The organism is Cyclobacterium lianum (assembly GCF_900143075.1).
GTDB lineage: Bacteria > Bacteroidota > Bacteroidia > Cytophagales > Cyclobacteriaceae > Cyclobacterium > Cyclobacterium lianum.
In genome coordinates, this window is the sequence record NZ_FRCY01000004.1 from 157,088 (window position 1) to 170,419 (window position 13,332).

General features: G+C 46.6%; 11 protein-coding genes. 5 read left to right on the forward strand and 6 right to left on the reverse strand.

Annotation, left to right across the window (positions count from 1 at the left end; genetic code table 11):
• Positions 1-56: 56 nt before the first annotated feature.
• Positions 57-2,576, reverse strand: a complete 2,520-nt coding sequence (locus BUB19_RS07525; protein ID WP_245802796.1) for a PIG-L family deacetylase — start codon at positions 2,574-2,576, stop codon at positions 57-59.
• A gap of 159 nt (positions 2,577-2,735) precedes the next feature.
• Between BUB19_RS07525 and BUB19_RS07530 the strand changes: the two genes are divergently transcribed.
• Positions 2,736-3,680: a phytanoyl-CoA dioxygenase family protein gene (locus BUB19_RS07530; RefSeq protein ID WP_073093934.1), complete on the forward strand. Its 945-nt coding sequence runs from the start codon at positions 2,736-2,738 to the stop codon at positions 3,678-3,680.
• Between the two features lie 11 nt (positions 3,681-3,691).
• Here the strand turns inward: BUB19_RS07530 and BUB19_RS07535 are convergent, their stop codons facing one another.
• Positions 3,692-5,920 (reverse strand): DUF5916 domain-containing protein, encoded by a 2,229-nt coding sequence (locus BUB19_RS07535; RefSeq protein ID WP_143155950.1) that lies wholly within the window; start codon positions 5,918-5,920, stop codon positions 3,692-3,694.
• 127 nt (positions 5,921-6,047) lie between these two features.
• Positions 6,048-7,241 (reverse strand): Gfo/Idh/MocA family protein, encoded by a 1,194-nt coding sequence (locus BUB19_RS07540; RefSeq protein WP_073093935.1) that lies wholly within the window; start codon positions 7,239-7,241, stop codon positions 6,048-6,050.
• 175 nt (positions 7,242-7,416) lie between these two features.
• Between BUB19_RS07540 and BUB19_RS07545 the strand changes: the two genes are divergently transcribed.
• Complete coding sequence (locus BUB19_RS07545; protein WP_073093936.1) at positions 7,417-8,103, forward strand: hypothetical protein; 687 nt, start codon at positions 7,417-7,419, stop codon at positions 8,101-8,103.
• Positions 8,104-8,209: 106 nt separating this feature from the next.
• Positions 8,210-9,409, forward strand: a complete 1,200-nt coding sequence (lhgO, locus tag BUB19_RS07550; protein ID WP_073093937.1) for an L-2-hydroxyglutarate oxidase — start codon at positions 8,210-8,212, stop codon at positions 9,407-9,409.
• A gap of 14 nt (positions 9,410-9,423) precedes the next feature.
• Here the strand turns inward: lhgO and BUB19_RS07555 are convergent, their stop codons facing one another.
• The 3 genes from BUB19_RS07555 to BUB19_RS07565 form a co-directional block, all read right to left on the reverse strand.
• A complete protein-coding gene (locus tag BUB19_RS07555; protein ID WP_178371453.1) occupies positions 9,424-9,840 on the reverse strand; it encodes a response regulator in 417 nt (138 codons plus the stop codon).
• A 218-nt stretch (positions 9,841-10,058) separates the two neighbouring features.
• Complete coding sequence (locus tag BUB19_RS07560) at positions 10,059-10,406, reverse strand: hypothetical protein (RefSeq protein ID WP_073093939.1); 348 nt, start codon at positions 10,404-10,406, stop codon at positions 10,059-10,061.
• Positions 10,403-11,617, reverse strand: a complete 1,215-nt coding sequence (locus tag BUB19_RS07565) for a BaiN/RdsA family NAD(P)/FAD-dependent oxidoreductase (RefSeq protein WP_073093940.1) — start codon at positions 11,615-11,617, stop codon at positions 10,403-10,405. The genes BUB19_RS07560 and BUB19_RS07565 overlap by 4 nt, the downstream gene beginning before the upstream one ends.
• Before the next feature lie 136 nt (positions 11,618-11,753).
• Between BUB19_RS07565 and BUB19_RS07570 the strand changes: the two genes are divergently transcribed.
• Positions 11,754-12,638 (forward strand): DNA/RNA non-specific endonuclease, encoded by an 885-nt coding sequence (locus tag BUB19_RS07570; protein ID WP_178371454.1) that lies wholly within the window; start codon positions 11,754-11,756, stop codon positions 12,636-12,638.
• Positions 12,639-12,672: 34 nt separating this feature from the next.
• Positions 12,673-13,314, forward strand: a complete 642-nt coding sequence (locus BUB19_RS07575; protein WP_143155980.1) for an outer membrane protein assembly factor BamD — start codon at positions 12,673-12,675, stop codon at positions 13,312-13,314.
• The last annotated feature ends 18 nt before the right edge of the window (positions 13,315-13,332 follow it).

Consider the following 13,332-nt stretch of genomic DNA (forward strand, 5'->3'; position numbering starts at 1 on the left):
GCAGGTAAAATAAAGCAACCAAAATACCCAATACCAGTACCTGCAGCCAGTAAAGTTTATTCCAATGTTGATACTCCTTCTCTTTTTTCACCGGCTTGCTCGATTAGGTTGACAAATAATTTGACGGCACCGGGTACCCCTGCTGGCAGTAGGCGAAACCAGGATATACCCGAATAAGTGAATGTGCCTTTACCGTAGGCAGTTACCAAAAGTGCTCCCCGGGTGGGTTGTTCATTGGGATCCTGCATCAGGAGTGGCGCCTGGTACTGATCATCCCAGCTTCCCGGAAAATAAAGGCCCCGCTCCTGAACCCAGCCTGAAAAATCTTCCTGGGCGATGTGATTTGGATAATTCAGCACGGGATGCTCCTCCAGCATAAGCTTTACAGGTGAACTCTCTACCGCTATCCTGTCACGGGATAGCTCCAGGGGATATGGACCAAAGTCTCTGGAAAGCAGCGGAGAGCTGGTATTGTATTGGACAATCAAATTGCCTCCATTCCGGACATAATCCATCAGTGCTGTGGTATTGTTGGCCAATTGCTGATTGACGTTGAAAGCCCTGATGCCTACGATGATGGTAGGGTACTTACTGAAAAGTGAGGCACCAAAATTGTCATTTTCAAGCAATTCTACGGTGTAGCCCAGATTTCTCAATACTGCTGGCACATCATCACCTGCCCCGGGAATATAGCCAATGGTCTGTTTACTGATATCCATATCCATGCGGATCAGGTTGAATTGGGCTCTTGGAAAATAAGTTTGATTTGGAATGTGGCTGTAGAGGATACGGTTCCTTCCCCGGTCATATACCTTGCCGTCTTCACTTTCAAAATATACCCGGTGGGTTGACTTTTCCTGACCATTCGCATTGGTTAAAACTACTTTATAATAGTACTTCGCATTGGCTTCATCTACCAGTTTATCCTCTATCCGGAATTCTTCGGGACTCAAACCATCTATACCTATTGTACCTTCCATCATTGCCCCATCAAAGGTCACTGAGACCTCTATAAATGACGCTTCTCCATTGAGTAGAAAAACATTGTCCTGATCTACTTCCACAGAAGCTCTCGGGACCACCGTAAATGGCTGGATGATTTCACCATTGACCTGATCGTTATACCGGTATTGCAGGGGAATGCTGATCTGAAAAGATTGTTGGTCAATGCTGAAGTGCAGTGTGCCGGAAATGGCTGGATCATTGAACGGCTTACCAATCCGGGTCTGTTCCCGCACTACATATAGATTGTTTTCGGGCATTTCCTCGAGCCAATAGGGCTGTGAGATGGGATAGGTATCCGGAATGGTCAGCTCCATTTCCAATTCAACCGGTCGGTTTTCCGAAAGGATTTTATCCAGTTCGAAGCTGTCCCCCAATACCTCGAAATCCTCCAACCGGACCGGCTTGCCGGATGGCTGGTTGACCAGGAGTCTGCCAGAGATCTGGCTGGAGGGATAGGACAATTCCTTGTTGGATACAAAAAGAGATTTCCAGCCAATGGCATCCAGGATGATCTCGTCTATCAATTGCTGCTTTTCGTTGACCCAGGGTAAATCTTCCTGAACCTGGTTCAATGCGGATTTGATGGCAAGCAGATCGGAAAGATTTTTCTCTGGAACTACGAAATCAAATGAGGCCAGAACCTGGTCAATTTGCCGCTGAATGTCTGGACCGACTTCCAGATCTTTCCACCGGCTGGAAATACCATCGAAGGGGCTATCGTCAAAAGTGTCCCCCGCAACCAATTCAATGAAATCCTGGCTCTCTCCTATCGATGCAGTTGCGCCAAATCCCTGAGATTTGTGCATTGTTCTGCTGTCTGCAGCAATCTGTGAATAGGTAGTACCCAGCAAGGAATTGAACGCACCCACCGGAAACTGGTGGTATTGTTTATCTCGTTTAGGCTCATATTGTCCGCCCCAGCTATAGGCATTCCAGAATATGCGCTTAGCAGACCAGGGATCTACCCATTTCAACTGTTCGGGAAAAACGGCTGCATCTCCCGATTTCTCAAAGGCCTCTCCCGCCAGTATGGCCGAAGTGGTGTGGTGACCGTGGGTGGTCCCGGGTGTAGTATTGAATCTGGTGACAATGATGTCAGGCTGAAACTTTCTGATCACCCAAATAACGTCGGAAAGCAATTTTTCCCCATCCCAGTTATTGAGGGTCTCATCCGGATTCTTACTGTATCCAAAGTCAATGGCGCGAGAAAAAAACTGCCGTCCACCATCTGTTTCTCTTGCTTTCAACAATTCCTGGGTTCGGATCATGCCCAGTTGAATGCCCAATTCCTTTCCAATCAGGTTCTGTCCTCCATCGCCCCTGGTGAGCGACAAGTAACCCACTTCGGCATGCGCTGCATTGGACAAATAGGCAATCAAACGCGTATTTTCATCATCCGGATGGGCAGCAACATACAGCACCCGTTTGGTTTCTTTTAACTTTAATAGCTTATGATAAATGTCAGAACCGCTCTGCGCAAAAGCCAAAGGACTGGCCAGCCACATTCCGGTAAGGTAAAAAATAAGAACCAGGCCGGATTGGCCGAATAAATTCATTGGTCTAGGTTTCATGTTTGAAGCTAAGGATTGTAAAACTGATCCTGAAATTAATTTACATTAATGGAAATATACGCAGATCAAATGAAATACCCAGCCGATTCTAAAAATTACAGGATTTTGTAATATTTGATTTTAAATGCTATATTTTGACTAAACGAAAAAGATATTACTATGGCAACTGATAAGATCCATAAAGATATACCCGGCAACCCATCGACTGCTGCTTCCAGCAAGGTGTTTTTGAACGACCGGAGCAACGGTCGCCCCTTAAAGGTGTTGACCGAAAATGACTGGCGGTTTTGGATAGAGAATGGGTATGTGATCATTAAAAAGGCAGTACCTAAGGGACTGACTTCCAGATTAGCGCAGCTTCTGTGGGAGTTTGAAGAGAAAGATCCCAATGATCCCGACACCTGGTATCGGGAGGAAAAGCCTGAAATGAAAATGAAGGAATTGACCAACAGCGGTATGGTGGAGATCTATAACCACCAATTTCTTTGGGATATCCGCCAGTATCCAAAAGTATACGAAACATTTACGGATATCTGGGGGATGGATGAGCTATGGGTCACCATAGACCGCGCCAACCTGAACTTGCCCGCCAGACCAGATTTTGAATTTAAGGGTTTTATCCACTGGGATTACGATCCGGAAACCAACCCCCAGAATGTACAGGGACTTGTCGCCCTGAACGACCAGACAGATGCCCAGGTAGGGGGTTTCCAGTGCATACCTGAGCTATACCGGGAGTATGATACCTGGAAGCGTAGTCAGCCCCAGGACAGGGACAGGTTCAAACCGGACATCAGCGGCTTTGACCTTACAAAAATAATGTTGGAAGAAGGTGATCTGTTGATTTTTAACAGCAAGCTGCCCCATGGCATTCGTCCCAACACCAGCGAAAATAAAGTCAGGATGGCCCAGTACATCTCCATGATGCCGGCTGAAAATGAGAATGAGGAGCTGAGAAACTGGCGCATCTCCTCCTGGAAAGACAGGATCGCTCCGGAAGGATATGCTTTTCCGGGTGATCCCAGACACTGGGAGAAAACCAGATACCAGACAGCCCGGCTCAGCGCTTTGGGAAGAAAGCTACTGGGACTTGACCCCTGGTAGCCATGAATCCCTTATAAAGTCCACCAATAAGTAAATTTCAATGCCAGCGTTCTGTTTTTGACATAGAAGGGTGCCGGCAGGTAATTGTCGGTAAATACAAGATAAAGGTCTGAGGCCGGCTTGAATCGCCATTGAAACCTGGTGTTGAGATTGATGTTGTCGATCTGTTCGTTGTATTGGGCGAAAGCGGTAAAAAACAGGGTATTGGTGAAGGTCACATCTACTCTGGGCCCGACCAGCCAGAAACGGGTATTTCCCCAGGGCTCCGGCAGGTCGATCTGATTATAATTGCCGGTCATCGACAGGCCCACATAGGGTTGAAACCTGTAGCCCAGTTCCCCAGCCAAATTGAACCTTTCTCCCTGAGCAAAATATCCACCATATTGTGAAGAAACCGTGTAGGTAAACAAACTTTGGGGTTTGGAGACGTATTCCATCCCCACGGCACTCCAGGTATGGTCTGTAAAAGCAGCCAATGTATCTCCACTAAAGTTGGTAGGGTCAAATGCCTGCTGCAACAGGATGCGGTTGTAGGTATATTTCGCCGTCAGGTTACTCTGGCTTCTGAAGCGTACGGTGTATCCCAGCTCAGTAATATTGTCTGTCTGTTCCCTGTCCATATTGTAGAAAAGGGAGGTATTGACCGTGGGACCATGGCGGAGTATTTTCTTACTTTTTGGAAAAAAGAGATAGGCGGCGCTGGGATTGATCCTGTAATATCCGTTACGCGGAACATAGCCCACTTCTGCGGTATACCGGGGAGAAACGTATTCATGCTTCCACTCCCATGTGAGGTTGCCACTGGAATACCGGAGGTTGGCTGCATGGACCATACTCTCCCCGGACTGATTGGGGCTAAAGGATTTAAGAAACAATGCTTTGCCGGTCCATAAGTTGTTGGACGAGGCCAGATTGTATTCCAGTCCGATATTTCTGTTGTACTGAGTCAATGGTGCAGTGTCGGTACCATTTCTGGCTGGCATCTGCCCAACATTGGTTTTGTTTACAAAAATGGCCGCAATATTGGAGCGTTGGCCCACTCTTCGCTGTGCAGACATTACGGTAAAGTTCTGGGCCGGTGTTGCCGTCTCTTCCACGAGGCCGGTTTGCATGTTCATGGCCCCTATACGCCAGTCTCTGTTGATTTTTCCGCTTAGTCTGGCCCCGAATTGAATGGGTGCGTTGAGTCCGATGCGTCTGGAAAAGAAAGGCCTGATGGTTTCGTAGCCAAAATTCGCAAAAAGGTCACCATTTTCCAGAAAAAATTGCCTTCGTTCCGGAAAAAAGAGCTCAAAACGATCCAGGTTGGTAATTTGGCGGTCTACCTCTACCTGTGAAAAATCAGGATTTACGGTGAGGTCAAGGTTCAGGGATGAGCTCACCGCTATTTTGGCATCCACCCCCACCCTGTTTTGGTAGTCGGTAGGCGTGCCACCCTCATGGTTTTTCACACTTCCACCCATGACATAGGGGATAATGGACACGTTCATTCCTGCCTCCGGAGGGGCTTCATCCCAGACCAGAATGCCCGTATAGGCCAGGGAGGCAGAGGGAAACTGTCTGGGCACGGGAGCCCAGGAGGATTTCTCGGTAGTCTTCAAATCCAGGCGGCTAAAATTGATTCCCCACTCCTTAATGCCCTTTTTGTAACGAATAGATTTGAAGGGTATCGCGGCCTCAAAAACCCATCGGTCATCATAGTTCCGGACTTTGGAAACCCACTTGTTGTCCCAGCTTAAATCAACCTTTCCCCCTTCGTACATGATGCCATCCCATTGGGCTCCGGCAGCGTTGGCGCCGAAAGAAAAACCATTGGTCTGGTCGTCGAAAGTATCCATGAAGAGCAGAAAATTGTCATTTTTGCCGAAAGAAAAATCGCGGCGGAGGGACTCCACATAGTACGGACCGGGAACAGCATGGTAATTGATCACCAACAGGTAAAGCCGCTCATCATCATAGGTCATCATCACGTCTGTATCCACCTGTGAATAGCTGGTGTCCATAGGCAGAATCATGTAAAAGTCACTGGCCACCTCGGCATCCTTCCAGGCTTTTTCTTCCACTTTGCCATCAATAATTATCGGCGAACTGGCCCGCTTGATCTGGAGCCGGTAATCATCGTTGATTTTTTGCGCAAAACCGGTAAAGGAACAAGCGATGCCAACCAGCAACAAAAAAACAAATCTGAACCTGAAATCCCCTGCAGGAAAGTCCCAAATCAAACAAAAATCGCGAACCATTAACTTTAATCGATTATTTACAGGGGGCAATAATAAGTTAAATAATCCTATTGTGAGCTTTTATTGCCTCAATTCTGTCAAATTTCACGGTAATTTATACCGGCTGTGCCATACGCAGTACCAATGGTTATTTTCGCTTTGTCTCCTGTACCACCTTGCCGGTCGTTTTCTCTTTCAAAATTAATTTCTCGTCGCCATTGGGTAGAATTTCCTTCTTTATCAGGTAATACTGTTCATTGTAGGAGATGTGAGATTTTTCATGACTCGTTTGGCGATCTCCCCTCCAGTCTTCCAGGATCACCTTCTCCCAATTTTTGCTCTTTGCGGACAAAAAGGCGGCATCCAGAATGGCATTCACCACATAACCATCGTAAAAAGTTTCCATTGGCGGACGCCCTTCCTCTATGGCATCAAACATGTCCGAAAACATGTGTGGATAGCCCAGTTCATGTGCTTCGTCGCCCACCGGAAACAACCAGCCGGTAGCCGATTCTGCTTTTTCCGCGACATATTCAGCTCCTTTTCCGGTAGTAAACATATCAAAACCAGTTCTCAGAAAACTATTTAACCAAATGGTTCCTTCTGTTCCCATCACTTCGTCTCTTAGATCCATGCCGCCACGGAAGGTCCAACTGACCTCAAACTGGCCGATGGCGCCGTTTTCGTAGCGAACCAGACCGATGGCATGGTCCTCGGCCTCTATGGGATGCACCTGGGTATCCGCCCAACACATCACTTCTACCGGTCTTACGGATTTGCCAATAAAGTTACGCCCGATTTCTACGCAATGGCAGCCCAGATCGATGATCGCCCCCCCTCCAGAAAGTGCTTTGTCCCAAAACCAGTCACTGTGCGGACCTGGATGCGCTTCCCGGGATTTGGTCCACAAAACCCTTCCCAGGGCACCCGCCTTAACACTCGACAGGGATTTTAAGAATTTTGGTGTATAGCACAGGTCTTCCAGGTATCCTGCAAAAATTCCAGCCTGCTCTACAGCTTCGAGCATGCGTTTGGCTTCCGCAGCATTTCGACCCAGAGGTTTGGTACACAATACCGCCTTTCCCAACCGGGCACAGGCCAAAACGGCTTCTTCATGCAGGTGGTTGGGCAGGGCAATGATCACCGCATCAATATTTTCGGCGGCAATGGTTTTTTCCATGTCAGTATCGTGGCGGGCTAAACGATAATCCTCAGCAAAACGCCTGGCATTGGCGGCATCTCTGGAATAAACAGATATAATTTGATCTTTTCTTCTCTGGGCATGTAGGGTATCGGCGTAAAAGCGGGCAATAAAGCCCGATCCGAGCATGGCTATATTCATGGGTTTTTATACATTGGTCGGTTAAAAGTACCAAATTTGTGGAGAAATGAAAATCAACTCCGAAAATAACGCAGTAGGCAGAAACGAGTATTCGGCCTGCTGCCAATTGCTGCTGCAAACGGACTGATATCATGCCGGCCGATTTACCTTAATCCTGCCATTTGAAAATCTGGAAATGCAAAAACTGATCGAGGCTGTGGAGACCGCAGCTATTTTGGAATGGGCTTCAGCAAAGGGACTGCTGCTAAATTACGATTCCGACCGCCATAAAATTATCCTCGAAAAGGATGGGAGGAAAGTGGCCTCAGTACGGCTAGCGCTTTCGGTATCCTATTCTCCGGAATCGGGTACGGTCAAACCCGTAGAGAAAAACCATGTCCTCTGTATGGTAAAAGCCGGAATGGCAGCAATCGGATATTTCGAGAATGGCCAGAATATTTCCCATAAAGTTTTTCGCGCATACATGGTCCGGAAAAAGCAGGGAAAAAGTCAGATCAAACACCTTAAAACCAAAGGGAAATCGAGGGCCGGTTCCCGGATAAGGCTGGCGGAATCAGAAAAATTTTTTGAGCAGATCAATTCCCGCCTCACAGCATACCTCAATACCTATCATATAGACTATATAGGCTATGCCTGTTCCAAAACATTATGGCCGTTTCTTTTCAAAGCAAATCTGAAGGACCACAAACAGTTGTTGTACAAAATACCCATCCACGTGCAGCAACCCAGCTATGAAAGGTTACTAAGTATCAACAAACGGCTTCAAATGACAGCTATTCAAACAGAGGAAAAGGAATCCGCTTTCTTTGCCCCCTACTTTCAGAAAAATCCCGACCCAGCATCGGATGAGGATTCCTGGTGATGGGCAGATACCGGAAAGACAAGACAATTTATTACGATTTTTATAGGCTGAATTTTCAGATTCTTATCTCCCTTACCTTTATATTTGCCCTCATACCATACAAATTATGCAATACGATATTACCATCATCGGCGGAGGAATAGTCGGCCTGGCAACAGGATTGAAAATAAAATCCCAAAAGCCGGATTTGAAAGTGGCGATCCTGGAAAAAGAAGAAACTTTAGCCAGGCACCAGACAGGAAACAATAGTGGCGTGATCCATTCCGGCTTGTACTACAAACCTGGCAGTCTGAAAGCCAGGAACTGTATCGATGGCTACCGGCAATTGGTAAACTACTGTGAGCGCAAAAACATCCCTTTCGAAATCACCGGTAAGGTAGTCGTGGCAACCAGCAGGGATCAATTGCCTCAGTTACAATTTCTGATGAACAGGGGACTGGAAAATGGCCTGCAGGGCATCAGGTCTATAACCAAACATGAACTCAGAGATCTGGAGCCGTATTGCCGGGGACTTGGGGCCATACACGTCCCGCAAACCGGCATTGTAGATTACAAGGCCGTGGCTTTAAGTTATGGGAAGGAATTCGAGGAATTGGGAGGAGAGATATATTACAAACACAAGGTATTGGATATAAATCCTTTAAATTCAAACATTACAATTAAAACTTCTGCTAATGAAGTAAGCAGTAAAATCCTGGTCAATTGTGCCGGTCTGTATGCCGATAAAATGGCAGAACTCCATGAAAAGAAAAACATGCCGATCCGGATCATTCCTTTCAGGGGGGAATATTTCAAAATCAAAAAGGAAAGAGAATACCTGGTCAAAAACCTGATCTATCCGGTTCCGGACCCCAATTTTCCATTTCTGGGGGTACATTTTACCCGAATGATGAAAGGAGGCGTCGAGGCTGGCCCCAATGCGGTGCTGGCATTCAGAAAGGAGGGGTATCATAAAACAGATTTTAATTTAAAGGAATTTATAGAGGCCATTAGCTGGCCGGGTTTGCAAAAAGTTGCCGGAAAATACTGGAAGACAGGATTGGGAGAATACAAAAGATCCTTTTCTAAAAAGGCGTTCACCACAGCACTGCAGCAATTGATCCCGGACATACAGGAAAGTGACCTGGAAGATGGAGGCGCCGGTGTCCGTGCCCAGGCCTGCGACCGGGACGGTGGGCTGCTTGATGATTTTGCCATCCACGAAACCCAGCGTGCAGTTCACGTGATCAATGCCCCCTCTCCGGCAGCCACCAGTGCCCTTTCTATTGGCGATAAAGTAGCCGCGATGGCCTTGGCAAAACTTTAGAGTTTACGATTACTTCAGCCCTGAAGGTGATGCGTCCAGAATTCGATCGTGGTGCGGATCAAACGCTGGTATGCCTCTATCTGAAGGGGTTTTGAGAGGAAGGCATTGGCACCACGAGCAATGGATTTCAAAGCGTCTTCCTGACTGGAACTGGACGAAAACATGATCACCGGCACGAGTGCCATTTCCGGCCTGGCTCTGATTTTATCCAACATTTCAAACCCGTTGATTCTGGGCATGTTGATATCCGAAATGATGATGAATTTTTCTATCCGGAACATCTCCGGATGAAAGCCCCCTATGAATTTCAAAAATTCCTCGGGGTTGGAAAAACTGTTAAAATTAATAGAGGCTGAAAGGTCCGAAATCGCATCTTGTATGATCAGGATATCGACATCGCTATCGTCCACTATTACCAAATTTATGCACATATATTCAACAAGATCTGTAGGAAGGATAGTGCATTCTTGTTTCATTTTGCTGCACCGCTCCGACCCGGCAGCAAAGGTATGACATCGGTTTCAAATCCGCTATTTAATCGCAAAATGTTTGTCCTTTTGCGTCGTCATTTACAAGCTTCCGTAGAAAAAGGTGATTTTTTCTGTTTGATACTACCAATGGCAGGGAAAGCAGACATCTCAGGGCAAGATCACCTGTATTGCTTCACTTCTTCCAGAACCTCATTTGCAGCGTCCAGAAATTCTTCTTTATGCCTGTCTATGCCGTCTCCAAAGCCATTCTCAAGAAGTAGACGTTTGCCATTTCCGATAATAACAGCCAATTTTTCCAGATCGAAAAGTCCGAGGGTGGGCTTGATCTTGTGCCTGGCCTGTTTGATTGTCGGCAAACTCTTTTCTTCGATCCCCCTGACATAGGTATTGCGGAGCTCTTCTACTGCTACCGTAATGGCATCTAACAGTTGATTTCGGAAATCCACATCATCCTCAACCATCTCTTCAATTTTATTGAAATCAATATTTTTGAACTGTTTACTCATATTTGTTTTTTAGTTGAAGATTTTCCAGCCAGAAATCCGGTACTCCAGGCTGCTTGAAAATTATATCCCCCTGTGATTCCATCCACATTGATGACTTCCCCGGCAAAAAATAATCCTTTAATGAGCTTGCTTTCCATTGTGTCCGCGTCGATTTCTGCCAGGTCCACTCCCCCGGCAGTCACAAATTCCTCCTTAAAGGTAGTTTTTCCTGAGATTTTTAGTGGAAAGTTAAACAGGTTTTCTGTCAATTTGTTGATCTTTTTTTTGCTGATGTCCTCCCAGATCAGAGCCTCCTCAACTGCCGCATTCTCTGCCAGGAATTGCCACAACCGGGATGGAAGATCAAACAAAGCATTTTTTTGAATGTTCTTTTTTGGATGGGCCTGCTTATAAGCATACATCGCATCCTTCAGGCCGGTTTCAGTAAAATGTCTGTCCCAACTGATCAGCACCTCAGCCTGGTATTGCTGATCGAATAGCCATTCTGCCCCAAATGCAGAAAGCTTCAGGACGGCAGGACCAGAGACTCCCCAATGGGTAATCAGAATAGGCCCGGAATATTTTAATTTTGACCCGGCAAACCGGATCATTCCATCTGGTACACTTATCCCTTTCAATTTGATCAGAGCGGAATCAGGAGTATTAAAGGTAAAGAGCGAGGGAATCGGATCGATCACCCTGTGGCCCAGTTGTTCCAGGAAAGCATAACCTGCCCTCTTGTTATTTCCTCCGGTACAGACGATCAGGCGATCAACTTTTTCTTCCAGCCCCTTTCCGCCTAGTACAAACTCCCCTTCCGATACGCTCAGTCTATCTATCGGCTGGCGGGTCAACACCTGTACCCCATATCGAGCGGCTTCGTCCATCAAAATGCGAACGATGGTCTTCGAATCATTGCTTTCGGGGAAAACCCGCAGGTCTGCTTCTGTCTTCAGGCTCACTCCCCTGCTTTCAAACCAGGCAACCGTATCTGTAGTACTGAAATGCCCGAACACCTTTTTTAAAAATTGTTTGCCCCTGGGGTACCCTTTCAATAATTCATTGATCAGGTGGGTTCCATGAGTCACATTGCATCTGCCGCCACCTGAAATCAATACTTTGGAAAGTACTTTCGGACTCTTTTCAAAAAGTTTAACTTTATGGCCGGCGTATGGTGCGTGAATGGCCGCAAAAAATCCCGCTGCTCCGCCACCGATTACTCCTATTTTCATATAATATGTAAGGTATTCCTAAATTGCAGGGGCAAAATATCCATTTTTAGAATAGCATATGACAAAACAGCATAAAATTAAATCAAAAAGGCGTAATACATCCAATAAAAACATTTTTTTATTTTATTTTTGTTTTTTGCTGTTGGCGATATTCCTGGCATTCCAGGCTCGTAAAGAGTGGAAAAAGAACGCAGAACGGTTTCATTCGGATAAACAAGCCGAAGCATGGTATATAGAGCCGTCTCCTGATGAGCGAGCGCCTGAACAATTGCATTCACACAGGAAAAAAAGCAATTCCCTCCCCCACCTTTTTCTGGATTCTGTCTATGTACAGACACTACTCCTCCCACAATGTTCAAAAGAAAAGGAGCTGCAGGTAATCCACCATGAATTTTTTTCGCTGGCTTATGATGAATCGACCGAACAGGCTGCCTGGGTGTCTTACCGGCTGAATGCCCAGCTACTCTCAGTGAAATACGAACGCACCGATAATTTCAAAGATGACCCCCGTATTGAGAGCGGTTCGGCTCAGCCCGACGATTACCGTCACTCTGGTTATGACCGGGGCCACCTGGCGCCTGCCGCAGACTTTTCCCATTCGCTGGAGGCGATGAGAAGTAGTTTTTTGATGAGCAATATTTCTCCGCAGCGTCCGGGTTTCAACCGGGGCATATGGAAAAAACTAGAAGAACAGGTCCGTTCCTGGACCAGAGAATACGGGTACCTTCTGGTAATCACCGGACCATTGTTTGAGGAAGAGGCGGCAAGGGTTTTTATTGGAAAGAACGAAGTGAGGGTGCCGGATTACTTTTTCAAAGTGATTTTTGACATACAGGGCCCTCCATATAAAATGCTGGCTTTTTTGTTAAAAAATGAAAAATCTGGCCGACCTTTATTGGATCACGTGGTTTCAGTAGATAGTTTAGAACAATTTTCCGGAATAGATTTCTTCGAAACGCTGCCGGATAGCCTGGAAATAGCCTTAGAAAATGAGATTGATTATGACATTTGGTTTGAATAGCATGCGAAAACAGTTCCTCTTACTTCTCTTTTGGATGCTTTGTTTACCCGCACTTGCCCAGCTCCAGCCAAACCTCGGCCTGACCTCCCGCCTGATGGACAGGGCCGTAAATGCGATGGAAAGGGAAGATTATTTGGAGGCCAACAATCAGTTTCGGGAAATCATCAACAGCAATCTCCCCATCCCTCCGGAAATGCCCTTTTTCTTTGCCACCACCTTGTATGAATTGGGTCAATACTACAACAGTGACAGTTTTATCAAAAAGTACCTAGACCTTAACGGATTCAAAGGTGAGCATTATGATGAGGCAAAAACCCTCGTCGCAAAATTAAAGGCGCCGTTGGCAGCTATTGCGGCCTGTAATCTCTGTGACAACAGGGGCTACCGGTTTCAAACCTGCCAGGCCTGCGATGGAGAAGGGCACCGTCAGCAAGAATGCTCGCTATGCAAAGGACTTGGTGTGATCGGCTGCAGCCGCTGTACCGGAGATGGACTGATCACCAAAAGAAACGTTTTTAACATTCTGGAATACTTTGAATGTGAACGCTGCTCCGGCAAGGGGCGCCTGACCTGTACCAAATGTGAAGGAAGCCTGGTGGAGCATGGCGACTGTCAGACCTGCAAAGGTACTGGAAAAGTGGAATCCACGCTCATCTGCGACCATGAGGAACACTAAAACAAAAAAAGTCTGGAT

Excerpts from the sequence above, each read along its gene's own strand:
- BUB19_RS07535 (WP_143155950.1), bottom strand. The coding sequence starts at position 5,920 with ATGGTTCGCGATTTTTGTTTGATTTGGGACTTTCCTGCAGGGGATTTC.
- BUB19_RS07545 (WP_073093936.1), top strand. The coding sequence starts at position 7,417 with ATGCAAAAACTGATCGAGGCTGTGGAGACCGCAGCTATTTTGGAATGG.
- BUB19_RS07565 (WP_073093940.1), bottom strand. The coding sequence starts at position 11,617 with ATGAAAATAGGAGTAATCGGTGGCGGAGCAGCGGGATTTTTTGCGGCC.
- BUB19_RS07555 (WP_178371453.1), bottom strand. The coding sequence starts at position 9,840 with ATGTGCATAAATTTGGTAATAGTGGACGATAGCGATGTCGATATCCTG.
- BUB19_RS07525 (WP_245802796.1), bottom strand. The coding sequence starts at position 2,576 with ATGAAACCTAGACCAATGAATTTATTCGGCCAATCCGGCCTGGTTCTT.
- BUB19_RS07575 (WP_143155980.1), top strand. The coding sequence starts at position 12,673 with ATGCTTTGTTTACCCGCACTTGCCCAGCTCCAGCCAAACCTCGGCCTG.
- BUB19_RS07560 (WP_073093939.1), bottom strand. The coding sequence starts at position 10,406 with ATGAGTAAACAGTTCAAAAATATTGATTTCAATAAAATTGAAGAGATG.
- BUB19_RS07530 (WP_073093934.1), top strand. The coding sequence starts at position 2,736 with ATGGCAACTGATAAGATCCATAAAGATATACCCGGCAACCCATCGACT.
- BUB19_RS07540 (WP_073093935.1), bottom strand. The coding sequence starts at position 7,241 with ATGAATATAGCCATGCTCGGATCGGGCTTTATTGCCCGCTTTTACGCC.
- lhgO (WP_073093937.1), top strand. The coding sequence starts at position 8,210 with ATGCAATACGATATTACCATCATCGGCGGAGGAATAGTCGGCCTGGCA.